This window comes from Psychrobacillus sp. FSL W7-1493 (assembly GCF_038004905.1).
Classification (GTDB): Bacteria; Bacillota; Bacilli; order Bacillales_A; family Planococcaceae; genus Psychrobacillus.
Genome location: NZ_JBBOSB010000001.1, coordinates 71,034 through 97,706 on the forward strand (window position 1 = coordinate 71,034; position 26,673 = coordinate 97,706).

General features: G+C 36.5%; 27 protein-coding genes and 1 riboswitch. Of the genes, 18 read left to right on the top strand and 9 right to left on the bottom strand.

Annotation, left to right across the window (positions count from 1 at the left end; all coding sequences use genetic code 11):
- The first annotated feature begins 12 nt into the window (after positions 1–12).
- The 4 genes from MKX96_RS00345 (at position 13) to rlmH (ending at position 3,117) form a co-directional block, all read left to right on the top strand.
- A complete protein-coding gene (locus MKX96_RS00345) occupies positions 13–801 on the top strand; it encodes an MBL fold metallo-hydrolase (protein ID WP_169359840.1) in 789 nt (262 codons plus the stop codon).
- 194 nt (positions 802–995) lie between these two features.
- A complete protein-coding gene (locus MKX96_RS00350; protein ID WP_340881224.1) occupies positions 996–2,216 on the top strand; it encodes a S1C family serine protease in 1,221 nt (406 codons plus the stop codon).
- 166 nt (positions 2,217–2,382) lie between these two features.
- A complete protein-coding gene (locus MKX96_RS00355) occupies positions 2,383–2,568 on the top strand; it encodes a CxxH/CxxC protein (protein ID WP_340881226.1) in 186 nt (61 codons plus the stop codon).
- Positions 2,569–2,637: 69 nt separating this feature from the next.
- Entirely contained in the window at positions 2,638–3,117 is a 480-nt protein-coding gene (gene rlmH, locus MKX96_RS00360) for a 23S rRNA (pseudouridine(1915)-N(3))-methyltransferase RlmH (RefSeq protein WP_340881228.1), read from the top strand.
- A gap of 569 nt (positions 3,118–3,686) precedes the next feature.
- Here rlmH and MKX96_RS00365 read toward each other — a convergent pair.
- Entirely contained in the window at positions 3,687–4,556 is an 870-nt protein-coding gene (locus MKX96_RS00365; protein ID WP_340881230.1) for a cation diffusion facilitator family transporter, read from the bottom strand.
- Between the two features lie 574 nt (positions 4,557–5,130).
- On the opposite strand from MKX96_RS00365, the gene MKX96_RS00370 reads away from it, so the two are divergent.
- From MKX96_RS00370 to MKX96_RS00385, 4 genes are all read left to right on the top strand, one after another.
- Positions 5,131–5,799, top strand: coding sequence for a helix-turn-helix transcriptional regulator (locus MKX96_RS00370; protein WP_340881231.1), 669 nt, complete (start codon positions 5,131–5,133; stop codon positions 5,797–5,799).
- Between the two features lie 392 nt (positions 5,800–6,191).
- Positions 6,192–6,620, top strand: coding sequence for a helix-turn-helix transcriptional regulator (locus MKX96_RS00375; protein ID WP_340881233.1), 429 nt, complete (start codon positions 6,192–6,194; stop codon positions 6,618–6,620).
- Between the two features lie 3 nt (positions 6,621–6,623).
- Entirely contained in the window at positions 6,624–7,355 is a 732-nt protein-coding gene (locus MKX96_RS00380; RefSeq protein WP_340881235.1) for an ABC transporter ATP-binding protein, read from the top strand.
- Positions 7,355–8,086 (top strand): ABC transporter permease, encoded by a 732-nt coding sequence (locus MKX96_RS00385; RefSeq protein ID WP_340881237.1) that lies wholly within the window; start codon positions 7,355–7,357, stop codon positions 8,084–8,086. The genes MKX96_RS00380 and MKX96_RS00385 overlap by 1 nt, the downstream gene beginning before the upstream one ends.
- A gap of 747 nt (positions 8,087–8,833) precedes the next feature.
- Here MKX96_RS00385 and MKX96_RS00390 read toward each other — a convergent pair.
- Entirely contained in the window at positions 8,834–9,295 is a 462-nt protein-coding gene (locus MKX96_RS00390; RefSeq protein ID WP_340881238.1) for a staygreen family protein, read from the bottom strand.
- Between the two features lie 299 nt (positions 9,296–9,594).
- On the opposite strand from MKX96_RS00390, the gene MKX96_RS00395 reads away from it, so the two are divergent.
- Positions 9,595–10,035, top strand: a complete 441-nt coding sequence (locus MKX96_RS00395; RefSeq protein WP_340881239.1) for a cell wall hydrolase — start codon at positions 9,595–9,597, stop codon at positions 10,033–10,035.
- A gap of 127 nt (positions 10,036–10,162) precedes the next feature.
- On the opposite strand, the gene MKX96_RS00400 is transcribed toward MKX96_RS00395, so the two are convergent.
- Both MKX96_RS00400 and MKX96_RS00405 read right to left on the bottom strand, forming a co-directional pair.
- Entirely contained in the window at positions 10,163–10,897 is a 735-nt protein-coding gene (locus MKX96_RS00400) for a glucose 1-dehydrogenase (RefSeq protein WP_340881241.1), read from the bottom strand.
- A gap of 118 nt (positions 10,898–11,015) precedes the next feature.
- Positions 11,016–11,645 (bottom strand): TetR/AcrR family transcriptional regulator, encoded by a 630-nt coding sequence (locus tag MKX96_RS00405; protein WP_340881243.1) that lies wholly within the window; start codon positions 11,643–11,645, stop codon positions 11,016–11,018.
- A gap of 420 nt (positions 11,646–12,065) precedes the next feature.
- Between MKX96_RS00405 and ahpC the strand changes: the two genes are divergently transcribed.
- The 5 genes from ahpC to MKX96_RS00430 all read left to right on the top strand — a co-directional run bounded on the left by ahpC (position 12,066) and on the right by MKX96_RS00430 (position 16,643).
- The gene (gene ahpC, locus MKX96_RS00410; RefSeq protein WP_340881244.1) at positions 12,066–12,629 is read left to right on the top strand and encodes an alkyl hydroperoxide reductase subunit C; all 564 of its coding nucleotides are present in this window, start codon (positions 12,066–12,068) and stop codon (positions 12,627–12,629) included.
- A 243-nt stretch (positions 12,630–12,872) separates the two neighbouring features.
- On the top strand, positions 12,873–14,426 hold the full coding sequence (gene ahpF / locus MKX96_RS00415) for an alkyl hydroperoxide reductase subunit F (RefSeq protein ID WP_340881246.1): 1,554 nt from the start codon (positions 12,873–12,875) through the stop codon (positions 14,424–14,426).
- A gap of 112 nt (positions 14,427–14,538) precedes the next feature.
- A riboswitch (PreQ1 riboswitch) is annotated at positions 14,539–14,585 on the top strand.
- Between the two features lie 124 nt (positions 14,586–14,709).
- On the top strand, positions 14,710–15,210 hold the full coding sequence (queF, locus tag MKX96_RS00420; RefSeq protein ID WP_340881247.1) for a preQ(1) synthase: 501 nt from the start codon (positions 14,710–14,712) through the stop codon (positions 15,208–15,210).
- 171 nt (positions 15,211–15,381) lie between these two features.
- The gene (queC, locus tag MKX96_RS00425; RefSeq protein WP_340881250.1) at positions 15,382–16,056 is read left to right on the top strand and encodes a 7-cyano-7-deazaguanine synthase QueC; all 675 of its coding nucleotides are present in this window, start codon (positions 15,382–15,384) and stop codon (positions 16,054–16,056) included.
- 47 nt (positions 16,057–16,103) lie between these two features.
- Positions 16,104–16,643, top strand: a complete 540-nt coding sequence (locus MKX96_RS00430; RefSeq protein ID WP_340881252.1) for a VUT family protein — start codon at positions 16,104–16,106, stop codon at positions 16,641–16,643.
- A 132-nt stretch (positions 16,644–16,775) separates the two neighbouring features.
- Here MKX96_RS00430 and MKX96_RS00435 read toward each other — a convergent pair whose 3' ends face one another.
- The 3 genes from MKX96_RS00435 to hutG form a co-directional block, all read right to left on the bottom strand.
- Complete coding sequence (locus MKX96_RS00435; protein ID WP_340881253.1) at positions 16,776–17,366, bottom strand: hypothetical protein; 591 nt, start codon at positions 17,364–17,366, stop codon at positions 16,776–16,778.
- Between the two features lie 207 nt (positions 17,367–17,573).
- On the bottom strand, positions 17,574–18,758 hold the full coding sequence (gene gltS / locus MKX96_RS00440; protein WP_340885815.1) for a sodium/glutamate symporter: 1,185 nt from the start codon (positions 18,756–18,758) through the stop codon (positions 17,574–17,576).
- A 9-nt stretch (positions 18,759–18,767) separates the two neighbouring features.
- Positions 18,768–19,697, bottom strand: coding sequence for a formimidoylglutamase (hutG, locus tag MKX96_RS00445; RefSeq protein WP_340881255.1), 930 nt, complete (start codon positions 19,695–19,697; stop codon positions 18,768–18,770).
- Between the two features lie 117 nt (positions 19,698–19,814).
- Here hutG and MKX96_RS00450 point away from each other — a divergent pair, with 117 nt between their 5' ends.
- A complete protein-coding gene (locus MKX96_RS00450; protein WP_340881257.1) occupies positions 19,815–20,693 on the top strand; it encodes a LysR family transcriptional regulator in 879 nt (292 codons plus the stop codon).
- A gap of 274 nt (positions 20,694–20,967) precedes the next feature.
- Positions 20,968–22,527 (top strand): malate:quinone oxidoreductase, encoded by a 1,560-nt coding sequence (locus MKX96_RS00455; protein WP_340881258.1) that lies wholly within the window; start codon positions 20,968–20,970, stop codon positions 22,525–22,527.
- Positions 22,528–22,631: 104 nt separating this feature from the next.
- On the opposite strand, the gene MKX96_RS00460 is transcribed toward MKX96_RS00455, so the two are convergent.
- Positions 22,632–24,047: a LysM peptidoglycan-binding domain-containing protein gene (locus tag MKX96_RS00460; RefSeq protein ID WP_340881260.1), complete on the bottom strand. Its 1,416-nt coding sequence runs from the start codon at positions 24,045–24,047 to the stop codon at positions 22,632–22,634.
- Between the two features lie 349 nt (positions 24,048–24,396).
- Here MKX96_RS00460 and MKX96_RS00465 point away from each other — a divergent pair, with 349 nt between their 5' ends.
- Positions 24,397–24,618 (top strand): transcriptional regulator SplA domain-containing protein, encoded by a 222-nt coding sequence (locus MKX96_RS00465; RefSeq protein WP_340881262.1) that lies wholly within the window; start codon positions 24,397–24,399, stop codon positions 24,616–24,618.
- Positions 24,619–24,630: 12 nt separating this feature from the next.
- Entirely contained in the window at positions 24,631–25,659 is a 1,029-nt protein-coding gene (splB, locus tag MKX96_RS00470) for a spore photoproduct lyase (RefSeq protein WP_340881263.1), read from the top strand.
- Positions 25,660–25,772: 113 nt separating this feature from the next.
- On the opposite strand, the gene pgeF is transcribed toward splB, so the two are convergent.
- Positions 25,773–26,534, bottom strand: a complete 762-nt coding sequence (pgeF, locus tag MKX96_RS00475; RefSeq protein ID WP_340881265.1) for a peptidoglycan editing factor PgeF — start codon at positions 26,532–26,534, stop codon at positions 25,773–25,775.
- Positions 26,535–26,673 lie beyond the last annotated feature (139 nt).

Below are 26,673 nucleotides of genomic sequence, written 5' to 3' on the forward strand. Positions count from 1 at the left end.
GGAGTTTTGATGATGAAGTTTAGTGTATTAGCTAGCGGGAGCAGCGGAAACGCAATCTACGTAGAAAACGAGAAGCATTCCTTTTTAGTTGACGTAGGCCTAAGCGGCAAAAAAATGGACGAGCTCTTTCAAGGAATTGGAAGAGAAATAAAAAATCTTTCTGGTATCTTCATTACTCACGAGCATAGTGATCATATAAAGGGGCTCGGTGTATTAGCTAGAAAATATGGTGTACCAATATACGCCAATGAAAAAACATGGGGAGCAATGGATTCACTTGTTGGAAAGGTGCCCTTAGATCAACGTTTCACTTTTGATATGGAATCGGTGAAAACGTTTGGCTCTATGGATATCCAATCCTTTGGAGTCTCCCATGATGCTGCAGATCCGATGTTTTATATCTTTCATGAAAATGGGCGCAAGCTTGTTTTAATTACAGATACGGGATATGTAAGTGATCGCATGAAGGGACATATTAAAGGAGCAGATGCCTTTGTCTTTGAAAGCAATCATGATGTCAGTATGCTACAAATGGGACGCTATCCTTGGTCAGTCAAACGACGAATACTAAGTGACGTAGGACATGTCTCTAACGAAGATGCTGCGGTAGCCATGAGTGAGGTAATTGATTTAAAATCAACTAATGTGTACCTCTCACATCTTAGCAAGGACAATAACATGAAGGACCTAGCAAGAATGAGCGTTACTCAAACCTTACAATCGTGTGGTATCATCGCAGGTGAATATGTTCACTTACACGACACGGATGCAAATCAGCCGACTGAATTAGTACTAGTATAATTATAAAGTTCCAGGAGCCTAAAAGCTTTTGGAGCTTTTTTATATACATAAATATGGTGAGGCAAGATTTCTCCTATTTTTTCTTTACTATTAGAGATATTTTTAATTTAATTTTAGATTATTTTCATTTAATTTTAATGTTTAGTGGGTAAAGTAAGCATACGAACATATTGTTTAATGAAAGGGAGAGTGCAATGGGTTACTATAATTCATATGGTCCTGAACAAGAACCACCAAAAGTAAGAAATAAGGATAAGAAAAGAGGAGCAGCAGGTTATTTCTTCAGTGGATTAGCAGGTGTCCTAGTAGGAGCACTTCTTGTTTGGTTTTTAACTCCTTCCGTTGTAAACAATTTACCTTCCCAAACCGAAGGGGAAGCCACGACAAGTAAAACAACTAAAACAGAGCAAATCAGCGTTGACATTACTACGGATGTAACCGGAGCTGTTGAAAAAGCCTCAGCGGGAGTAGTAGGCATTACCAATATCCAGTCGGTCAGAAACTTTTGGAGCCAAAGTTCCTCTGAGCAGGAGGCAGGCACAGGTTCAGGAGTTATCTACAAAAAAGCAGGAGGAAAAGCATATATCATTACAAACCACCACGTAATTGCAGGTGCCGAAGCATTAGAAGTTACATTAAAGGATGGAATAAAAGCAGAGGCAAAATTGGTCGGTAGCGATATGTGGACAGATCTTGCCGTCCTAGAAATAGACGATAAAGGTATTGAAACAGTTTTAGAGATTGGAAACTCAGATACATTAAAGCAGGGAGAGACAGTTATCGCTATTGGTAATCCTCTCGGCTTAGACTTTTATGGTTCAGTTACAACAGGTGTAGTTTCTGGTACGGATCGTGCCATTCCAGTGGATATCAATGAGGACGGGACAGTAGATTGGCAAGCGGAAGTTTTACAAACCGATGCGGCCATTAATCCTGGTAATAGTGGGGGAGCATTGATCAATTTAGCAGGCCAGCTTATAGGTATCAATTCGATGAAAATCTCCGAATCAACAATAGAAGGAATCGGCTTAGCGATTCCAGTAAACTCAGCGATGCCTATAATTGAAGACCTAGAAGTCAATGGTAAAGTAATTCGACCTTCTATGGGCATTACACTAATTGACTTAACAAATGTTCCAGCATTTCATCAACGAGATACTTTAAAACTTCCTGCAGAAGTAACTACGGGAGTAGTAGTAGACGAAGTATATGAAGGTACACCTGCTGCAAATGCTGGTCTAAAAACCTATGATGTCATCGTAGAAATGGATGGAGAAAAAGTTGAGAACTCCATCGATCTAAGAAAGCATTTATATAATGAAAAAGACATTGGTGACAGCTTGGATGTAAAAGTATATCGCCAAGGAGAAATAGTGGAATTAACATTAACTTTAGAGGACTCCACGCAGTTGTAGACATGTGGATAACTGAAAAGTGGTAACAAGAGTTTTACACAACGAGTAGGAAAGAAAAGCTTGTCTTTCCTACTCGTTTTTTCTTTGTTAAAATAGACTGTGGATAACAAAAGAAAAATTGTGTATAACTATGTTGAGTAATTTTAAAGAGAAAGGGAGTTAAATAGTGAGAATATTCAGTTGCGAAACCCATATAAATCACGCTTTAGATATATTTGTAGCAGAAGAAAAAACGTTCCCAATGATGGAGAAAATAAATGAGGAAAAACAGTTATCCACAAGTTGTACCTATTGTAATAGTTCTGCAATATATCTTGTGGCTCATGAAAATGATGACACAAGATGTAGATAACTATTGTGGATATGTGGATAAGTGATGTTAATAACTTGTTTGTAAATGAATTGTAAAGGTGGATAACCTGTGAATATACAAATTATATCAGTGGGGAAGCTTAAGGAAAAATACTTGAAAATGGGGATAGAAGAATATACAAAGAGACTTGGAAGCTACGCTAAAATGGAATTAATTGAAGTTGCAGATGAAAAAGCCCCTGAAAACTTAAGCGATGCAGATATGGAAATCGTGAAGAAAAAGGAAGCGAATCGTATTCTAGCAAAAATCGGAGCAGACACTTACGTCATTGCTCTAGCAATCGAAGGAAAAATGAAAACCTCTGAACAGCTTGCTGCGGATATAGAGTCATTAATGACCTATGGAAAAAGCAAAATTGCCTTTGTTATCGGTGGTTCTCTAGGATTGCATGAAGAAGTCATGAAGCGAAGCGACGAAAAGCTCTCCTTTTCCAAAATGACACTACCACACCAGCTCATGAAACTCGTTTTAGTGGAGCAGATTTATCGAGCATTTCGAATAATGAAGGGCGAACCGTATCATAAGTAAGTACGGTGTCTAAAAGACCAACTAAAACAACTATGTTTTAGTTGGTTTTATACTGTAATAAAATAAAAAGAATTGCGGGTCTAATATTATAAAAAAAGTCTTTCGATGGATAGGTTTAGCAATTATTAGTTTAATAGGGGTCATACTGAGTTTACTTTCATCCACAGATTTAATTAGCTCCTCCAATAGTAGGTTGAATACTAACAAAATTGATAAAAATATTAAAAAGCTTAGAAAGTTAAAGTGGTTTAATGACCTATATGTAGATGAACGACATCATAAAAGTTTCTTTATGAACGCGAAGGTAAGAAAATACCTATTCTAGTTACTCGTCTAAATAATAATCAAAAAGAACAGCAAAAGTTTATTCAACTTTTAGAAGATGTAGTAAAAATACGTGTTGCTAGTTTAAGAAAGCGCATGTAGATCTATCATAGAGAACCGTATCATAAGTACGTGAGGTTTAAGAGTACGTATGATAACTGCAGTTCAAACATCCATTTTCAAGTGTTCCAACTACAGCTACCATATTACAGGGTTTCAATTAGGCACTTCACTTTCTATTTCCACTACTTTACAATTTGAATTGTCATATGATGCACGTTAAATTCATCATGAAGTAATGTTTGAATTTTACGCAATACGACCTGTTCATCTACATCTTGTCCAACGCTTACATGACATGTTAATGATGGAAAATCAGATGTAATAGACCAAATATGAAGATCCGTTACTTTTATTACTTCTTTTACAGATAATATTTTTTCTTCAATTTTATCTGTATTTAAATGTTTTGGAGCCCCTTCCATTAAAATATGAAAAGAGTCGCGCGTTACGCGATATCCACTAAAAATAATTAAAACAGCCACAATGATACTAGCAATTGGATCGGCGATATTCCATTGGAAAAATAAAATAAGTAATGCAGCTGTAATCGCGCCAATAGAGCCAAGAATATCACCAATAACATGTAAAAATGCACTCTTTACATTTAAATTTTCATTATCACCATGATTTAAAATAAATGCTGCCACAATATTTACTACTAGACCGAGAACAGCTACTATTAGCATGCCTGTACTCGCAACAGTTGGAGGTGCTGAAAAACGTTTTACAGCTTCATAAAAAATATAGATAGAAATTGCAATTAACGTTAAACCGTTTATAAACGCTGCAAATATTTCAAAGCGTCGGTATCCAAATGTTTTTTGCCCTGATACAGCACGTTGACCAACAATAAGTGCTACATAGCTAAGCCCTAAAGCCGCAGAATCACTCAGCATATGCCCTGCATCTGATAAAAGTGCCAGGCTATTTGTCATAAACCCGCCAATAACTTCTACAATCATAAATGATGTAATGAGTAAAAACGTCCACATGATTACTTTTCGATTGTTATTTTCGCTTTGTTGTTGCCCATGATTATTATAATGCTCCATAATTCGAATACCCCTTCCTCGTTCAATTATGTCCATTTTAATCATTTATAAATCCTTTATTTCAGGCGCTGTGCATATCACTGATACGTATTCAAGTTGAAAATCCTTTAGCTTCCGACAATGCTTAAGATAACGCGCATACAACAGAGGATTATAAAGACTATATTTTACTAGCTGCAAAGGAAGCTGGAGCTTCGTTGGTTTTATCTTGAAGTGCTGTATAAAAACCGCCTTTAGCCATGTAACGGCGAACCGTATCATAAGTAAGTGCGGTTTCATAATAATCCTTAAATAGTATCTATATTTATAATTAATACTGAGGCATATTCAGATAAAATGAATATGTCTATTTTTTATTTCGTTAATTACAAAGGCAGAATTTCACCAATTTATAGGGGAAAAGATGTAAGGTTATGTCTTTTTACAATCGTTTTTAGCAAGCAATTAAAAAGCTTAGAAACGTTGATATATCAACATGACAAGAATCTTGTCGTTAAAAAATGAAGATGTGAATAGGCTTATCTAGCTATTTAGGTCAATCTAAAATAGTCTAATTTCTGAAAGGAGACGAATTATGAATTTATCGGGGAAAATAAAAAAGCTAAGAGCAGAAAATAAATTAACTCAAGAGCAGTTAGCTGAAAAGTTGAAGGTTTCAAGATCTACTATATCGAGCTGGGAGACAGGGAGAAGTTATCCTGATTTAGAAATGGTTATTGAAATTTGTGACTGTTTTAATGTTTCTTTGGATTTCTTACTAAGAGAGGATGAAAAAATGGTGAAAAAGTTGAATTTTGGTATCAAACAAAAAAGAATGTTGATATCATTGGTAGTTATTTTAGCTCTACTTTTAGTGAATACAGTTGTAAGTACTGTAACATTTGAAGCAAATCCTAAAAGCTTGGAAATAAGTAACGTTCATATGATTCGAGATCATAGTTATAATGGTGAAGATCCAAATAGAGACTGGAATACAACGATTAGTTTAGAAATGAAATCTAAAAATGTATTCTTTAAACCTATAGCGGATGAGTTTTTAGTTTTCGAAGACCATAGAAATTTGACAATGCAAACAAATTGGTCATTTAACATTTTTAATATTTTTGATACATATAGAACTGTCGAAGCAGACCAATCTGTTTTATTTAACGAAAACTTAGCAAATGATGAAATAACATTAAAATTACATGGAGATAAATCAAATAAAGTAATTACTTTTAGTATATCTGATATTAATAATTAATATACTCACAAAAACCGCACTTAGCCGCGTCACGAATATCCATCTGAGATGTTGATTAGTCAGCGTTTTAGGTGGTTATTTTAATTAAGGATATGTTGAATTTCAATGTTGATAAATGAGAGAAGATTTTAGGAGGTAATTAGTAGTAGAATTGCTTATCTTATTAAATAGTTGTAGCTAGCCTTAACGGAGGCTAGCGCTCTTTATTTAAATATTCAATTTTAACAGAGCTAATGGCTTAAAAATTTTGCAATTTGTTAGAATACGGTGTTTATTAATCACATCTACTTTCATCACACATTACGCTACGAATAGTAACATTATTGTTATACTCCGTTGGTAGAAATACGATTAAAATAGTGTTTATAATTACATATGAGAGGATGAAAAGTATGATTAATATGAATTTATGCTCGATGAGAAAACGTCATAACCTAACTCAGGAGCAATTAGCCCAAGAATTAAATGTTTCACGTCAAGTAATTGCAAAATGGGAAAAAGGCGAATCGACACCAGATTTACACCATAGTATGAATATTGCCAATTTCTTCGGAGTAACCTTAGATGCGTTAGTAAATCATAACCCAGAAGAAACAGGTGTAGATATTCCACCCAAAGGCCAGCATTTTTTTGGGACAGCAACAGTAGGGGAACGTGGCCAAATTGTAATTCCGAAAAAAGCCCGTGAGATTTTTCAAATTAACCCAGGTGATTCAGTCGTTATTATAGGGGATGAGGATCGTGGGTTGGCGTTAGCACCTGAAAAAATGATTAAACAGTTTTTAAATATGGTGAAAGCTCAGCAAAAAGAGGAGGAATAAAAAATGAGTGCTGCAATTGAACTTCACGGTTTATCAAAAAGCTATAAAGAAAAAGTTGCCGTTTCGCCGATGACACTTACGATTAACCAAGGCGAACTGTTCGGACTCCTCGGTGTAAATGGTGCTGGTAAAACGACTGTTATAAATATGCTAAGTGGCCTTACAAAACCGTCTACAGGAGATGCGCTTGTCCTTGGGCATTCCCTTAGTAAAGAGTTACCAGGTATTCGAAAATTACTCGCTGTCTCGCCTCAGGAAACGTCAATTGCACCAAATTTATCTGTGCGCGAAAATTTATTATTAATGGCACGTATTCACGGTTTTTCGAAGGAGAAGTCCTTTGAAAAAACGGAAGCTTTAATTAGCCAGTTTTCACTACAGCCTTACGAGCATCAACGTGGGAAAAATTTATCCGGTGGCTGGCAGCGAAAGTTAAGTATTGCCATGGCGCTAATTGCAAATCCTCAAATTTTATTTTTAGATGAACCTACTTTAGGGTTAGATATCATTAGCCGTCGTGAGCTCTGGGCAATGATTAATATACTGAGAGAGACGACGACAATTGTACTTACTACGCACTATTTAGAAGAAGCAGAAAGCTTGTGTGATCGTATTTGTATTATGAAGGATGGCGAAATAAAGGCACTAGGTACAGTAGACGAGCTCCTTACAACAGCAAGTAAAGAAAACTTTGAGGATGCATTTGTGCATTTCGTAACAGGAGGCGAATTATAATGAGGGCATTGGCATTTGCTGGACGTTGTACGAAAGAAATTGTACGTGACCCGATTTCATTATTTTTTGGTATAGCCTTTCCAATCATTTTACTGTTGCTTTTAACTGCGATTAATCGCAATGTTCCAGCAGAAATATTTAATATTGAACAATTGACACCAGGTATAGCAGTATTTAGTCTTTCTTTTATTGCTTTATTTGCAGCACAAACGTTAGCGAAGGACCGTTCTAGTTCTTATTTAATAAGATTGCTAACAACTCCAATGACAGCAAGTGATTTCATTATTGGATATACGCTTCCTTTAGGGATATTTGCTGTGCTTCAAAGTATTACTTGTTTTATAACTGCTTACTTTTTAGGTTTGGAACTATCTTTCAACCATGTATTTGCATTTATTACCTTACTCATTACATCTACTATTTTCATAGGAATCGGACTGTTATGTGGCTCCTTATTTAACGAAAAGGCAGCAGTAGGCTTATGCGGAGCTTTATTAACTAACTTAACAGCATTTTTATCTGGCGCATGGCTCGATTTATCGTTAATTGGAGGAGCTTTTGAAAAAGTCGCTTATGCGCTACCATTCGTCCACGCTGTTGATTTAGTTCGAGCAATTGTGGCAGAAGACTTTAACGCAATGTTTCCCCATTTATATGTTGTGGTAGTTTATGCAGCTGTCCTTTTTAGTCTTTCGATTTTTATTTTCAAATATAAAATTCAACAAAATTAATAGTTAATCAACTTACGTTACTTAAACGTAGGTTTTTTTATTTAAATTAATAGCTCTGTTAAAGTTGATTATTGAAATAGAAAGCGCTAGCCTCCATAACAGTGCTGAAAATAAAAAAATACGTTGCAGAAAAATAGGTTGAAGAGAGGAAACTAGTAATAGAAGTGTTCTTATAAAGTAGAAGAAAAAGAAGCTGTTATTTCTGAAGGAAATTGAGAATAATAAGTTATAAAAAAAGACCGCACTTAGCTACATTCGGAGAACCATACCATAAGAAAGTGGGAAAACCACTGATAAGCTGGTACCGATTTAACAGTATTATTATAACAATCATTAATGGAATAAAAATCCCCCCTTTAAAATGGGAAACCCTATTCAAGAAAAAGAAACAAAAAAGCAGCATCTCACAAGGAGATGCTGCGGTAGAATTCTTTGTTCCTAAAGAACTCTAATGGGTTTGGCACCCAATAATGCTAATTTGCCTAATCTAAAGTACCATTATTCGATGTCAACGAGAGTTGTTTATTACATATTTAATATAGCATAGTAAACCGTGATAACGTTACTAATTATGTATTCTGTGTATAGAATTCAATTTATACAGATCATACTTATTTAATAAGAGAACCACCAAAAATATTAATCCGACATGTTTTGGTGGTAGATTTAACGTAAACGAGTTGTATAAAGCCGTCCATAATAAGGGTGATAGGCATTCAATTATAAACAAACATAGAAGTTATTTGTTTATAATGAAATGGAGTAATTACTAAAAGTACCCCAAATCTCCTGTTTAAATAATGAAGGATAAATGGACATAAAGTTAACGATTATTAATGCATAATCCAATCTTGGATATAGGTCAAATAAAAACCGATCGCCATATCGAATCGTTGTTAATGCAAGTGGTAATTCGCGCCTAAAAACTTCATTCCGCTTTGTTGCTGCACTTAAGTCGTGATTTTCTTTATCTAGATATAGATATACGTTGTAATTTAAACTATTCCCTTGTGTTTTCCAAACGCCTAGTACTTCGTCTCTCATTTCAGTATTAATTTTATCCCATGCAAATTGTGTTCCAATTGTTAAGAATAATTCTCCAGTGAAATCAGAGTGAGTCAGTGTGTGACTTCTGGAAATGATGGGTCCCGTAGCTGAAACACCATCTCGATATTCAACAGTGAGTTTATCTGGATTTAACTTACTCATGCCACCAACTCCAATCGTTTTATTACCAATATGCTATTTTTTAGTTTGAGGTTGGTTAAAAGACACAGGTGTAAAGATTTTTTTAATTGGATGAGAAGAAGCAAAAAGGTTAGCAGGGACCAAATAGGCCAAGCTAGCCTTTTTCTAGTGTTATTAAATTTTGCAATAAACCTCAAAAGCGGTCTAATATTGTTGAGCTACGTTACTTAGTAGTTCTTAATAAAATAATGTGCAAGTTGGTAAAGGGGATAGAATGACATAATTCAGTTTTCTTTCATACAATACCTAGGGGTGAAAAAATGGCTAGAGTTAAATACCGAGATAAAGACATTGATCTCATGGCAAGGATGATGAGAGCGGAAGCCGAGGGTGAAGGGAAACAAGGGATGTTATATGTTGGTAATGTAATTGTAAACCGCGCTAAAGCTGATTGTTTGGACTTTAATGATGTAAGAACTATTGAGGATGTCATTTTTCAGGTACAAGGAGGAAATTATTCTTTTGAAGCCGTTCAAAAAGGTAATTTGTTTTATGAAAGAGCGAGAACTACTGAAAAAAAGTTAGCAAAACAAGCTTTGGATTATTGGAGAGAACACCCAGCGAAATATGCACTGTGGTATTTTAATCCATTCGGTCCTTGTCCTCCGACTTGGTATGGTCAACCTTTTTCTGGTCAATATAAAGACCATTGCTTTTATGAACCAGCAGCTGGAACATGCGAAAGCGTTTATATAGGCTAGTAAAAAAATCTCATAGATCCGCCGAGATAAACGATTCAAAAGTAAGTGCGATTATAAATTAAATAAAAAATAAGGTCGATTTTCTACGTTAATAGAAAATCGACCTTTTATTAGTTTATACATACTATTATTGTGCTGTTAATCCGCCATCGATTACGAATTCTGAACCTGTTGAGTAGCTAGACTCGTCAGAAGCTAAGAATAGTACCATATTAGAGACTTCTTCTGGCTGTGCAACACGTTTTAATGGAATGTGTTTAGCAAATGCTTCAACCGCTGCTTTTGTATCTTCTTGTACCACCATTGGTGTCGCGATTACACCTGGATGTACAGAGTTTACGCGAATGCCCATTGGCGCTAAGTTAATTGCAGCTGCTTTTGTCATACCACGTACTGCAAATTTCGTATCAGTATAACCTACTGCACCAGCAACTAAGCCGTTCATGGAAGAAATGTTGACGATTGAACCTCCACCAGCTTTCATCATGGAAGCAACTACAGTTTTCATACCTAAGAATACGGACACTTGGTTAATGTCTACGATACGACGGTATTCTTCTACTGTAATATCAAGCATATTTTTTGCCATCGTAATACCGGCATTATTTACTAATACATTTACTGGACCAAATGCTTCTTCTGTTTTAGCAATAACTGTTGCCCAATCTTCTTCAGATGTTACATTTTGTTTAACAAAAAGGGCATTTTCGCCTAATTCAGCTGCGAATGCTTTTCCTTTTTCTTCATTTAAATCTGTTAAAACAACTTTTGCACCTTGTTCAATGAATAATTTTGCATGTGCTGCTCCCATGCCTTGTGCAGCACCTGTAATAATTGCGACTTTACCTGTTAAACGACTCATGTAAATTGCCCCCTAAAATAGATTCATATAAAGTGATAGTTGACTATCACTTTTTATATTTACTAGTAAACAACTTTCTTGTTTGAATGTCAATTCAAATGTCCGTTGCTGTTACTTACTATGGTTGAATATAGCGTAAAAATACATCCTTCATCACCAAAAGCTGCTTGTCCGCAGAAAGTAACTTCGATAGGTTGGAATCATGCTTTGTTAGGCTTGATTTATAAGTAAAGATGCTAAAATTTTGCACCATTGTCATGACAAATACATCCAAATCAATTTCTGACCTTAACGAGCCATCCAGCTTGCCCTGCTCACTTATAGTTAATAAAACTCGGGCTAAATTGCTGCGTGCCGATAAATACTCAGCATATTGCTCCGGTGATTCTTCAGCTATCTTTTCATATAAATCAAAGGAATCGAAGTACTTTGCTAAACGTAACTGCGGATCCTTTATGATGCCCATATAATACTCTAAAATTTGCTCAATTTTTTCATATGCCGTTATAGGCTGTTCGATAATCTGCCCAATATCCGTGGCCATTTCATCTGTAATTGCATTCGTAGCCGCAATTATCAAATACTCTTTTTTAGGAAAGTAACGGAATAACGTTGCGATCCCAACTCCAGAAGCAGTCGCTACATCTTGCATTTGTACATGTTGGACGCCCTGTTCCAAGAATAAGCTCTTGGCAGTCTGGATAATGTTTTGACGGCGTTGGTGTTTTTGTTGTTCTCGTTTACTCATTATTAATAATCACTCCAGCTATTTTTCATAGAATGATTGTACCATGCTTTATAGGAAGTTTTCGGGTCTACAGAATGACTGCAAGACTTTTCTTAAGATTATGCGCTTGTTGGATAAGAGGACAAAATGACATGAGTCTTAAATGCAGATTAGTGTTGAAAACTTACCACAAGGAAGTGCTGTTAAGTAAAAGATTAAGGAATTCTAATCCTTTTCTTTTGACTTTTATTTTCTCAAAACGCAGTATGCCCATTTCTCTTGGACACTATAAATGTTGTAGAGTGGTATTGATAACGAACTATTTTCATACCTTAATGGTTGACTGAAAATCAAATGTATAGAATAATAAAACTATACATTAGAATTATTACAACATAATTTTAATACTTGATAGAAATAATACATAGGAGGCTATAAATCATGGCATTAATAGGTAAAGAAATTGCACCATTCGCTGCAAAAGCATTCCAACAAGGTGAATTCATCGACGTATCTTCTGAAAATTTCAAAGGCAAATGGTCAGTAGTATGCTTCTATCCTGCAGATTTCACTTTCGTATGTCCTACAGAGCTAGAAGACCTACAAAATGAGTATGCAACATTAAAATCTTTAGGGGTTGAAGTTTACTCTGTATCAACTGACACTCACTTCACACATAAAGCTTGGCATGATACTTCCGATACTATCGGCAAAATCGAATATATAATGATTGGTGATCCATCTCACACAATCTCTAAAGCATTTGATGTATTAAATGAAGAGGATGGCTTAGCAGAGCGCGGTACTTTCATCATTGACCCAGAAGGTATTGTACAAGCTTACGAAATTAACGCTGGTGGTATTGGTCGTGACGCATCTACGTTAGTAAACAAAATAAAAGCAGCTCAATATGTTCGCAACAATCCAGGCGAAGTTTGCCCAGCTAAATGGCAAGAAGGCGGCGAAACTTTAACTCCAAGCTTAGACCTAGTTGGTAAAATCTAAGTTTCTAAGCTATATAAACTAGAGCAAGATTTAAGCGGCAAGTGCCTGTTATGAAATTATTTTCAGACAGCCTTGTCGCTATTTTTTATTAGAATTATAAAGAAAAAAGAAATACGCGTATTAAAAAAAGATGAATAGAGGTGAAGGGCTGCTCGTTGAGAATAACAGATTGATTTATTATTGAATTATAGTTATTGAATTATCTGAATATAATATTTCATTATTTCAGCGACAGCGAAATTTATGCTAATAGATGCAAACTTAAAAGCTCAGTTACAACAGTACTTAGCATTATTAGAAGGTGAGATAGTTATCAAAGTAAGCGTAAGCGACGATAAAGTATCTAATGACATGCTTGAGCTTGTAACAGAGTTAGAAAATATGTCTCAGCTTATTACCGTACAACATGCATTACTAGAGCGTACTCCTAGCTTTAGCATTAATAAGGTGGGGGAGGAGTCAGGTGTAACATTCGCAGGCTTACCACTTGGCCATGAATTTACATCATTAGTACTAGCCTTATTGCAAGTTTCAGGTCGTGCTCCTAAGATAGATGAGGCTGTGATTAAACGCATTCAAGCCATTAAGAAACCTATGAAATTTGAAACGTACGTGAGCCTGACTTGTCACAATTGCCCAGACGTTGTACAGGCATTGAATATCATGTCTGTGTTAAATCCAAATATCTCAAACACAATGGTTGAAGGTGGCGCGTTCCAAGACGAAATTAAAGAACGAGACATTATGGCTGTACCCACTGTCTATATGAACGGTGAGAACTTCGGTGGTGGTCGTATGGAGCTTGAAGATATATTAAACAAGCTTGGAGAAGTGTCAGACGGGTCTGAATTCCAAGACGTTGAGCCGTTCGATGTATTGGTAGTTGGTGGTGGTCCGGCAGGTGCCTCTGCAGCAATCTACTCCGCTCGTAAAGGTATTCGTACAGGTATAGTAGCGGAGCGCTTTGGTGGTCAAGTAAATGACACATTGGCTATTGAGAACATTATTGGTACGAGAGCTACAGAAGGTCCACAATTTGTTTCAAGCTTAGAGGCACATGTAGCGGATTACAATGTAGATATTATGAAATCCCAACGAGTTACAAGTATTGCTCGTAACGAGATGGTAGAAGTAACATTAGAAAACGGTGCAGTATTGAAAGGAAAAACAGTTATTCTTTCAACAGGGGCACGCTACCGTCAATTAGGTGTACCAGGCGAGCAAGAATTTAAAAATAAAGGCGTAGCATATTGCCCGCATTGTGATGGTCCAATCTTCAAAGGGAAAGATGTGGCTGTAGTTGGCGGTGGAAATTCTGGAGTTGAAGCAGCAATTGACTTAGCGGGAATTGTGAACCATGTTTACCTATTACAACGGAATGCAGAGCTAAAGGCTGATACAGTATTACAAGAGCGTTTACATAGTCTATCTAATGTAACGGTTTTAACAAATGCCTTAACACAAGAAATTACAGGTACAGATAAAGTGAACGGGTTAACTTATTTGGATGTTGTGTCTGGTAAAGAAGAGCATATTGAGCTACAAGGGGTTTTCGTACAAATTGGTCTACTACCGAACACAGAATTTTTAAAAGGTATAATTGATTTAAATCAAAATAATGAAATCATTATTAATAAGCACGGTGCGACAAGCATGCCTGGCGTATTCGCAGCAGGTGACTGTACGGATACGGTATACAAGCAAATCATCATTTCAATGGGTTCAGGGGCAACAGCTGCACTTGGATCATTTGATTATTTGATACGTAACACGACGCCTCAATTAGTTAGTCGGTAATGCTTCATAAATTTCCGTCCTATCTAATAACGAGCCCAAAAAGTGTTATTTTTCAATTTGACATTTATCTCCACGTATTATATTATTTTTTTAGATAAATACCTGAAATTTTTCAGGAGAGGTTCATAGCAGATACCCTCTATAAAAAACTATGGATACATGACGAAAAAGCCATGTCCATAACTGGACATGGCTTTTTTGTTTTAATCCTGTAAAGTTTTATAGAAAATGTCTCAACCTCTCCTTGAAAAGATTTGGTATTACTTTTCAAGGGGGTTTTTTTATGTCTGGCCGAAAGTCAGCTGAAGGATTAGAAGATTTAACCTTATTAGGAAATCAAAAAGTGCAATATGCATTTAACTATGCGCCTGAAGTATTAGAATCAGTGGACAATCTACATTCTAATCGAGATTATTTTGTGAAGTTTAATTGTCCAGAGTTTACGAGTCTATGTCCAATAACGCAACAACCTGATTTTGCCACTATGTATATTTCATACATCCCAGATAAAAAAATAGTGGAAAGTAAATCGTTGAAGCTATACTTATTTAGCTTTAGAAACCATGGTGATTTCCACGAGGATTGTGTGAATATTATTATGAATGATTTAATCCAACTGCTAGATCCTAGGTATATTGAGGTTTGGGGGAAATTCACACCACGTGGAGGTATCTCCATTGATCCGTGGTGCAACTATGGACGACCAGGAACAAAATATGAGGAGATTGCGAGCTACCGTTTAATGAACCATGACCTTAATCCTGAAAATATTGATAATCGATAAATGGAATGGAATAGGAACTTCTTACTCCTAGACGATTACTTATAAATGAAAATTAATTAAATAAATCCTTGTTAGCAAGGAAGAGGTTATTAGCGACCCTCTTAAAAAAACTAAGATGAAAACAGCACTTCTCTTAGCGTGCTGTTTTTTCGTCGTGAAGGAGATTTATACATGAAACAGAGTAAAGCACTTATTGTATTTAGTGGAGGACAAGATAGTACGACTTGTTTGTTCTGGGCGATTGAAAATTTTGCAGAAGTGGTGGCCGTGACCTTTGATTATGGTCAAAGACATCGTCTAGAGATTGACTGTGCAAAAGAAATAGCAAAAGAGCTTGGCATCGAACATCATGTGCTAGATATGTCATTACTAAATCAGCTTGCAGCTAATGCATTGACACGCGAGGAGATAAAAATTGAAGAAAGGGCTAAAGGTGAGCTACCTTCAACATTTGTTCCCGGAAGAAATCTGCTTTTTCTTTCATTTGCTGGTGTCTTAGCTAGTCAGGTAGGAGCAAACCATATCGTGACAGGGGTTTGTGAAACAGACTTTAGTGGGTATCCCGATTGTCGTGACGTTTTTATCAAATCGATGAATATGACATTAAATTTATCAATGGATAGTTCCTTTGTCATTCATACACCATTAATGTGGATCAACAAGGCACAAACATGGGAGCTAGCAGATTCACTTGGTGTATTTGAGTATGTGAGAGAAAGAACTTTAACCTGTTATAACGGGATCATTGCAGATGGTTGTGGAGAGTGCCCAGCATGTAAATTACGTGAAAATGGGCTTGAGGAGTATTTAAATACTAAGCGAGAACTTGCGGAAAAGAATATATAAATGTTACTAGCCTTTACAGAGTTAGTGATATTTAAAGGAGAAGCATAATGAGAATATTATTGTATTTATTATCTATTGTTATTGCAAATGTGGTGACGGCTAGATTTGCACCGTTAGAGTTTGGCATGTTTATCGTTCCTATGGGGACGCTTTTTGTTGGAGCAACCTTTATATTTCGAGATCTTGTGCAAAATAAATATGGTAGAGCTAAAACATATTTATTTATCTTCTTAGCGTTACTCTTATCAGGGACTGCATCATTTGCACTTGGAGATACTTTAATGATTGTGGCAGCATCTGCTTTATCTTTTGTAATCGCCGAGACAGCAGATACAGAAATCTATACACGCTTAAAGTTACCAATGGCGTGGAGAGTTTTTTACAGTGGGATTGTGGGAGGTCTTCTTGACTCTGTTGTTTTTGTAATCGTTGGATTGAGTCCACTTGGAGCAGGATTTATACCGTGGGAAGCTGTGCCTGCAGCAATTGTCGGCCAAGTAGTTGTGAAAACAGTCATTCAAATGATAGGTGCCTTGATACTGAACCAAGGGCTTGCTCTGAAAGCAAGGCGTCTAAGGGAGGTATAAAGGATTAGGCTTAGCTTCTAGGCTAGGCTAGATTTACGAATAAAGAATGCATTAACGCGATTTTATATAAAAAAGAGCCGATTTAGGAGATATTCTTGAATCGGCTCTTTTGAGAGAGAAGAAAACAATAGTTTAGTGTTCATGTTTTTCCTCTTCTCTCTCTTTTTTTATTTCTTCTATTTGCTTCATCTGTTCGTGGTACTCGTTCTCCACATCTGAAGTAGCTGGGAGGAAGGATTCTTCGTTAAAGTCGATTCTCTTTCCGTATCGAATCATTTCATAAATAATCATGCCGTTGTTCGGTTTACCATTAGTCGTAATCATGGGTACTATATCAAATAACAAATAATAGAATGCGTAGAAAACAAAGCGATCCCAAAATGTTTTATATTCTGCAGCCCAGCCGTTGGCGATTAAGAAGTTAATGAGGAGGGCAATAATCAGGTTAACCAATATTGGTCCAGAATAAATGCTAACATAAGCAAACTTACTTTTACGCTTTAAGTCATCATATGAAAACCAGCTATACAAATGATAGTACTTGCGTATATCAATCATTCCAATTTTAAAGAGCCTGGGTCCGGAACCGATTGTGAGCCGTGGTTTTACTACTCCGAATAACCAGCTAACGATTAAATAACCGGATTCTCGCAGAAATACGACCACAGGCAAGATGATAAATGCAGAAATAATCAGTGACAAGAGGTCAGATAGTCCAAACATAAAAACATCACATCCTAAGCTCAACTCGTAAGTATATTAGATACCCAGAATAAAATATTTAAATCCTCCAAACATTAATTGGGAAATATTACATTGTGCTTTTTGACTTGGAAGTCAAGATTTGCTTCGAGATAACTATTTTGAATAACCTATTCCAATAAGAAAACGCAAACCTTTGATGTTCAAAGGATTGCGCTTTTATTTTGTCTATTTAAACAAATTAATTGTAGTAATAATAATCGGCATACCAAACACGTCTATTAAGAAGGCGCCAACGATTGGTACTATTAAGAACGCCTTTCGGGATGGTCCAAATTTTGAAACTACTGCTGACATATTGGCCATTGCGTTAGGTGTTGCTCCGAGCCCATGGCCAAGGAAGCCTGCTACCATAATGGCAGCATCATAATTTTTTCCTAATAAACGGAAAAGAACGATTACCGCGAATAATACAATGAAGATTACTTGCGCTAATATGATGACAAACAACGGAAGGGCTAAGTCTGCTACTTCCCAGAGCTTGATGCTCATCAGTGCCATAGATAGGAAAATACCAAGAGAGATATCTCCTATTAAATTAATTTCCTTCATATTAATTAAATCAGGATTAAAACGGTCTAAAATGTTACGAACAATTACAGCTACGAACATAGCCCCTACATAGCCCGGTAAAACAAAACCAGTCATATTAGAGAACCATTCACCAACATATGTACCAACAGCCATACAGAAGGTAATTAAGAAGACTTGTACCATAAAAGATTTCTCGGTAATTTCGTGCTGTGCTTTTTCTACATATTCTTCTGTTTCTTCAGAAGCTGGCTTTAAGTTGAACTTGCGTATTAAATATTGAACGACTGGACCACCAACAAGAGCACCAGCAATTAAACCACATGTAGCGGCAGCCATACCAATTGATATAGCAGACGGAATTCCAAGGCTTTCAATGGTTTCTCCATATGCAGCAGCAGCTCCATGTCCCCCCTCCATGGAAACAGCTCCTGCCATCACACCAATCAGAGGGTGAATATCCATTACTTTTGCCAATGAGACACCAATTACGTTTTGCATTAAAGCTAGAAATCCACAAGCTAACCAATATATGACGAGTAGTTTTCCGCCTAATTTTACAAGCTTAAAGCTTGCCCCTAATCCAATTGTTGTGAAAAAGGTAATCATGAAAATAGACTGAAGGGAAGTGTCTAATGTTATATCAAGAATGTCGAAACTTTTTAACACCGTTGCTAAAATCGCAAAGATTAAGCCGCCAACTACCGGTGCTGGAATACAAAAACGGTTTAACCATCCAATTCTTTTTACTAAAAATGTACCGATTAAAAATAAAGCCACTGCTAGACTGAGCGTTGTAATTTGATTTAATACCATACGTATCCCCCTTGTTTATTCGAAACTATTCATAATTACTTCATTGATATAGTAAGCTCCCAATTTTGCCGTCCGGTTATCTACATCAAGTAAAGGGTTGACCTCACAAATACTAAAGCTGACTGTTTTTTTATGAGAAGCCATTTGGCGTAGAATGTCTCGGACCTTTACAGCTGATAAGCCAAATGGAGACGGTGCACTGACTCCAGGCGCTTCAGCTGCATTTAAAACATCCATACAAAGTGTAACGAGTAACACATCATGTGTATCCATAAAGTTATGTAACTCTATAGTAAACGAAGGAAAGTCCAGCTGTTCATCTGTAAAATAGGTTACCTTATACTGATCTGCTATATTAAATAAGGCCGTGGTATTGCCATATTGTTGAATACCGCAAACGAAATAATGTGCATTTGGATCCTCATCTAAAATTTGCTTAAACATAGTGCCTGAGGAAGTCTGTTTATCGTATGAACGCATGTCAAAGTGTGCATCTATATTAAGTATTCCAATGGACGCATCGGGGCCAAATGCTTTTCGCACACCTAGATACTGTCCATATAATGTTTCATGTCCACCACCAAGTACGATTGCCTTTCCACTGGATAAAATATTGGCCACCTTTTCTCCGAGTTCAATCTGAGCTTGCTCTAATTCATTGCCCTCGCAAATAACATTCCCATAGTCTATTAAAGCGTTTTCATGAACGGCATGACGCCAAGGTAATGTTGCTAGCTGCTTGCGTAAAGCTAGAGGCGCATTTTTGGCTCCAATTCGTCCATTGTTACGGTGTACTCCTTCATCACAAGCAAAGCCAATTACACCGACTTTCCCTTGAGTCTTTAGAGACGCCAACCGAACTACTTGATGATAACGGTAGTAAGTGTGGTCTGACTCATGATCCACCCGACCTTGCCATACTTTTAAATCTGTAGGTTTATGCATATTTCCACCCTCATTTATCTAAAAAATCATATTGTTAGTATAATTTTAAATATTTATAATAACCAATATTAATTTTTTATATTATAATAGTTTAAAACTATAAATGGGGGTGAAGAGATGGATTTACGAAAGATGTATTACTTCAATGCCACCGTAAAATATCGCAGCTTTTCCAGGGCAGCTAAGGCCTTGCACATTTCTCAGCCTTCATTAAGTAACGCCATTAAGGCACTTGAACAAGAAATGGATACTCCGTTAATAGAAAGAACAACAAAGCAGTTTCAATTAACAGAAATGGGACAGCAGTTTTGGGAACGGTCGAAAGGCTTAGTTGCTCAGTTCGAGGTCATGCAAACGGAGTTAAGGGAGCTCTCAAAAGGAGAACAATTAGAAATAAGATTAGGGGTAATCGAATCGGCAAATTATTGGTTGTCACAGGTCATTACAGATTATCAGAAGCTATACCCATCCAATCAGCTTACTTTAATTGACACGCTGTATAATCAAACAGTAAGACAAGCATTACTAGGCTTACATGTGCATGGAGTAATTACAAACCAGCACATTGTGGATGAAGAAATACAAAGTGAATTATTGTACAACGAACCATATGTTGTACTTATAAAAAAAGATCATCCTTTTGCACAAAAAGAACAGCTTATGCTTAAGGATTTTACCGAGGAACCATTAATCATAGGGATGCCGGAGTTTCAAACAAGTGCCCAAATATTAAAAGCATTTGAACAGGAAAATGTAACACCCCATATATCATATAAAATAGAAAGATTTGAAATGATAAAAGTATTAGTAGAGGAAGGTTTAGGAATTGCGATTCTACCCCAAAATTATGTTACACAACATCTCTCTGACTCGCTACTAACACGCCCTGTTCATAGTGCATATTTAAATCGGAACGTGTATTTAAGCACCATGAGGGGCCGTACATTTTCCAAGAGTATTTTAGTGCTATTCGAACTCATAAAGAAGATGCATTGACGGTTGGTAATTACTTTATTTATCAATTAGATGGAGGAGGGAATAAACAATGGGGAGGAGACAGTTTGGGTTTGTTTAGTCCCATTAATCTAAATTAATTCACAATTTCTACACACTTTAAAAAAATCATTAATTATATTATAATAGAATAGATATTCTGAACTTATAAACAAATTTAAAGCAATAGTCACGGTTATATAGAGTCAGAAGCAGAGTTAACTAACTCTTTGTTTTCGTAACGTTAACAAGGCTTCTGCAAATATAAAGTATAGGGATGGTAAAAGTGAGCAACACAGAAACTAAAACAGATGTTATCTTAATTGGTGCCGGTATTATGAGCGCGACTTTAGGAACGCTTTTAAAAGAATTAGTACCGGAGTGGGATATAAAAGTATTTGAGAAGCTTGACAGTGCAGGCGAAGAAAGCTCAAATGAATGGAATAATGCGGGAACAGGACATGCAGCTCTTTGTGAGCTAAACTACACTTCTGTAAGACCAGATGGTTCTATTGATATCACAAAAGCAATCAATGTAAACGAACAGTTTCAGGTTTCTATGCAATTTTGGTCTCATCTTGTAAAAAGTAATTTAATCAAAAATCCTCAGGACTTTATTATGCCATTGCCACATATGAGTATGGTTCAGGGGACAGAAAATGTGGAGTTCTTGAAAAAACGCTTTGAAGCGATGACTCAAAATCCATTATTTGAAGGAATGGAATTCTCTGATGATCCAGCACAGTTAAAAGAATGGATTCCATTGATCATGGAAAACCGTACGGCTAATGAAGCGATTGCTGCAACTAAAATTGACTCTGGTACAGATGTTAACTTTGGGGCATTGACTCGTATGTTGTTCGATCACTTAAAGACTAAAAATGTTAAGGTCAATTATAAGTCTAGTGTAGAGAATTTAAACCGTACGCCAGATGGCAAATGGGAAGTAAAAGTGAAAAACCTTGCAGAAGGCAAAATTGAGAATCATAAAGCAAAATTCGTTTTTGTTGGTGGTGGAGGCGGAAGTCTACATCTCTTACAAAAATCGGGTATTCCTGAAGGGAAACATATCGGGGGCTTCCCAGTAAGCGGTATATTCATGGTATGTAACAATCCTGAAATAGTTGCGAAGCATCATGCTAAGGTATATGGTAAAGCTGCTGTTGGGGCTCCGCCAATGTCTGTACCTCATTTGGATACTCGTTTTATTGATAATAAAAAATCACTACTATTTGGACCTTTCGCAGGTTTCTCACCGAAGTTCCTAAAAACTGGATCGATGATGGATTTAGTAACTTCTGTTAAGCCACATAATCTCTTTACAATGCTAGCAGCAGGAGCAAAAGAGATGTCTCTAACAAAATATTTGGTACAACAGGTTATGCTGTCTAAAGAACAACGCTTGGAAGAGCTACGAATCTTTATCCCAGATGCTAAAGCAGAGGATTGGGACTTAGTTGTAGCAGGCCAACGTGTACAAGTCATCAAGGACACTGAAGCTGGAGGAAAAGGAACTCTTCAATTTGGTACAGAAGTTATCACTTCAGAGGATGGTTCCATTGCAGCCTTATTAGGTGCTTCTCCAGGTGCCTCTACTGCAGTACCAGTTATGTTGGACGTCCTTAAACGATGCTTCCCAGATCATATAACGGAGTGGGAGCCAAAAATAAAAGAGATGATTCCATCTTACGGTATGTCTCTTATGAACAACCCAGAGCTACTTAAGGATGTACATGCAGAAACTGCAGAAACACTTCGACTAAAAGTAGACCAAAAGGTAGCAGAGAACATGGAACCTTTGGAAGACGTTAGTGAAGTTATAGACGATATAGTCTAAGCATTATTTATAGATCATCAAGAACCTACCAACTTCTATAGATGGTAGGTTCTTTTCTTTTTTATAGACTTATCGCTCAATATCTAAATGAGAGGAGATCGGCTTTAATCTTTTATTTTCTTTACTTCAAAGTTGTCATCTAACAATACCCAGTTTTGAGGGAAGGAATAACCTAACACCCAATAACTAATGCCTCTCAAACGATATTGTTTGACTAAATTAAATTTAGCCTGAGCACTTCGAGCATCCTCAAACCAAACCTCATGCTTTTGTCCCTGCTCATCTGTGTAATTAAAAAAAGGTGATTGAGCCACTGTATCAAACTGTATTCTTGCTCCGTATTGGGTAGCCAATGTTATTGCATCCTGCGGGCTAAAGGTCTCTGCAATTTGCCCAGCCTGATGAGGAATTCGCCAGTCTCTTGCATATATTTGAAAGCCTAAAAATAGTTTGTCTGCAGGAATAACAGTTAAAGCATATTCTACTACCTTTTTCATTTGATTGACAGGGGAGATCGCTTGAGGAGATGCACCGCGCCAACCCCATTCATACGTCATTAGGATCACAAAATCTGCAATTTTTCCATGTGCTTCATAATCATGTGCTTCATATAGCAAGCCGGACTGAGTCTCGCTAACTTTAGGCGCCACTGCAGTGGAAACAAAGTACCCTTTAGGATGAAGTGTATCTACTGCTAGCTGGAGAAAGGACGTATAAGCATCTCTGTCTTCTGGTAAAACGTTTTCCAGGTCAATATTCAATCCTCTATAACCCTTATCCTCCATAATCTGAAGAATGTTTGTCATCAATTTCTTTAATATATCTGGATTAGAGAAAATGACATGCATGAGATTAGTTCCAGCCTCAGTAGATGAAAAATTGGTGACCACCATCATTGGTACAATATTGTCGGTAATAGCTGCTTCTATTAACAGTTCGTCCTGTAAGGGCTCTAAATCTCCACTTTCTGTAAGCTTGTAAGCAAAGGGACTAATATAGGTGAGTAGAGATTGAAGACTGTTTACCGTCTTGACGGCATCCTCTTCTTTCTGATAGGTATAGGCGTTCACTTCGATTAATGGCTTGACTCTAGGAATGATTAGTTGTGTTCCTGGATATAGGAGGCCAGGCGTTTGTATTCTATTTTGATTAATAAGTGCTTGAATAGTAGTACCATAAAGGCTAGCAATTTGTCGTAGTGTTTCACCAGGCTGCACAACATGAATGATAGGAGGAATAAAAATTCGCTCACCAGGATATAAGAGATTTGGGTTTGCAAGTCTGTTAGAAAGAAGAATAGATTGTTCCGTAATACCATACTGTTGTGCAATTGACCAAAGAGTTTCGCCAGTTTGAACTGTATGATATATTCCATAAATAGGAATAATAAGTGATTGACCAACCAATAGAGTATTTGGATCAGGTAATTGGTTCGCTTGTAAAATCGCATTTACATCTATTTGATACCGATTAGCAATTTCCCAAAGCGTATCTCCATTATTAACGACATATATAATCAATGGGCAGCTCCTTTTTTCTTAGGTTTACTAAAGCATATGTTTAGTTAACCGAATATAAATGTAGAACTTATACTTTTTTAAAATTCTCCTATTTATTTTTTCTGAGGGATGGTCTGTCTGAATGAAATAAGGATTAAAACATTCCTTGGTTACCGCAATATATGTAGCGAATCACTAATTTCTTTATATTTAATATGTTGTAGGGTCTTTTAAAGAGGAATTATGAAATTGATTTCAATAAAAAAACCATATTCGATTTAGCGAATATGGTTTTTTCAATTGTATTTATTACATAAATTCTCTTAGGAAAGCCAAGCTAGTTAAAAAGCTAGGAGTGTGAGAGAAGCAAATGGAAGATTATACAGCAGGAGATATCGTTTATGTTTTTTATAGAAACCCCCATATTCAAAGTGTCGCTAACATTCAATCGGCGGCAGTAGTTAATGATCCAGATAATCCGGATGGACTAGCTGTTTTTGTATATGAAACGTATTACCCTTTAACAGCTGATATGGCTATTTATACAAGTGCCTATGAAGCAGAGCAAGCGTATCGTCACTATTTTCAATAATGGAGGTTGAACATGAGAAAACCATTTACACCTCAGCTTGTGTATTTTGAGCCAAAGGCGCTGGATTATCCACTAGGTAGAGAACTGAAAGAAAAGTTTGAGAAGATGGGAAAAGAAATTCATTACACAACCTCTCATAACCAAATACGTAACCTTCCTGGCGATAATGACTTTCAAAAATACCGTATTGCTAAGTCTACCCTAGTTGTAGGAATACGAAAAACCTTGAAATTTGATACCTCGAAGCCTTCTGCGGAATATGCCATTCCTTTTGCTACTGGTTGTATGGGGCATTGCCATTATTGCTATTTACAAACAACGATGGGGACCAAACCTTATATCCGTACATATGTGAATGTAGACGAAATTCTCGGAGCAGCTGATCAGTATATGGAAGAACGTGCGCCGGAAATCACAAGATTCGAAGCATCCTGTACCTCTGATATCGTGGGAATAGATCATTTAACTCATACCTTAAAAAGAGCGATTGAACATTTTGGTAAATCGGAATTCGGTAGACTACGATTTGTGACAAAATTTCACTTTGTAGATCATTTATTGGATGCAAAGCATAATGGAAAAACCAGATTTCGCTTTAGTGTAAATGCAGATTATGTGATTAAAAATTTTGAGCCTGGTACTTCTCCATTAGACAAGAGGATTGAGGCTGCAGGAAAGGTTGCGAGAGCAGGATATCCACTTGGGTTCATTGTCGCTCCTATATATCTTCATGAAGGGTGGAAAGAAGGGTATTATCATATGTTTGAACGATTAGATGCAGAGCTTCCAAAGGATGCACGAGATGATATTACCTTTGAATTCATCCAGCATCGTTTTACGAAGCCAGCTAAAAAGGTAATCGAAAAAAACTACCCAATGACTAAGCTTGAACTGGACGAAGAATCCCGAAGAATAAAATGGGGGAAGTATGGTATAGGAAAATACATTTATCAAAAAGAAGAAGAGGAAGACATCAAAGAGCATCTATATAGTTATATGGAAAAGTTCTTTCCTAATGCAAAATTTGAATACTTTACTTAAAAAAACAGCCCAATTCTGTGAAGAACCGGGCTGTTTAAATGAAGCTTGAGTAACATTTTTAGTAATGAGACGTCTATTAATTGATTAAAGAGATTACAGCCTATTTTAGAAAGTTATTTCTTCCTCATTATAAAACTTAAATGTCTCCCAGTATTTCTATCCTCTCGGTAAGAGAAGCCATCTGGACTTAAAAAAGTACATGTGCGATCTATAGAAATCTGTTCAAGCGGTATACCAGCCAGTTCACACTGCTTTTGAACGGTCAATTGATTATCGATATGATATTTACCTGTTTCTTCTCTGTAATACATAAAGTCATCTGCATACCCTAGGTTCTTAAATTTTGTGTAGACATCTTCATCCACTTCAAACTTTTCTTGGCTTAGTGCAGTGCCTATTTGTACATGAAAGTCAGCTGGGTTGCATTGTTCGTGTGTTTTCAGATGCTCAAATAGTTGGCTTGTAATTTCCTTGATGGTTCCTTGCCAACCAGAGTGAATGACTCCAATAAGCCCATTAGTTTCATTATAAAAAATGACTGGTACGCAATCTGCTGTAAAACTGCATAACAATAGGTTTGGTTCAAATGTGTAAAGAGCGTCTGTGTCCTTAATAGCAGTTTCCAAAAGCGTTGCTCCATGCCCTTTATCAATCGCAGTAACTTTATAGAAATTTGCACTATGGGTTTGATTGGCACAAACGAAATTATCTAAACTGCAATTGATCTGGGCCGCTAATTTCTTGCGATTTTCTATTATGTTTAGTGGATTTTCACAGATGTGTAAGGCCATATTGTTCTCTTCCCAAGCAGTAGGGTCTTTCATAGTTGTTCCAGAGAGAAAACGTTCGTTGTTTAAATAATTTTTAATATTCATATAATCACCTGTTTTTAATATATCTTAAACACTCATTGTTGTATAGGACAGTAGACTTAACCTAACTTTTAAAAAAACGGAAAAATTATAAAAAGAATTTGTCTATAGAGGAATTTTCCTCCTTGAATATTTCAAAAGC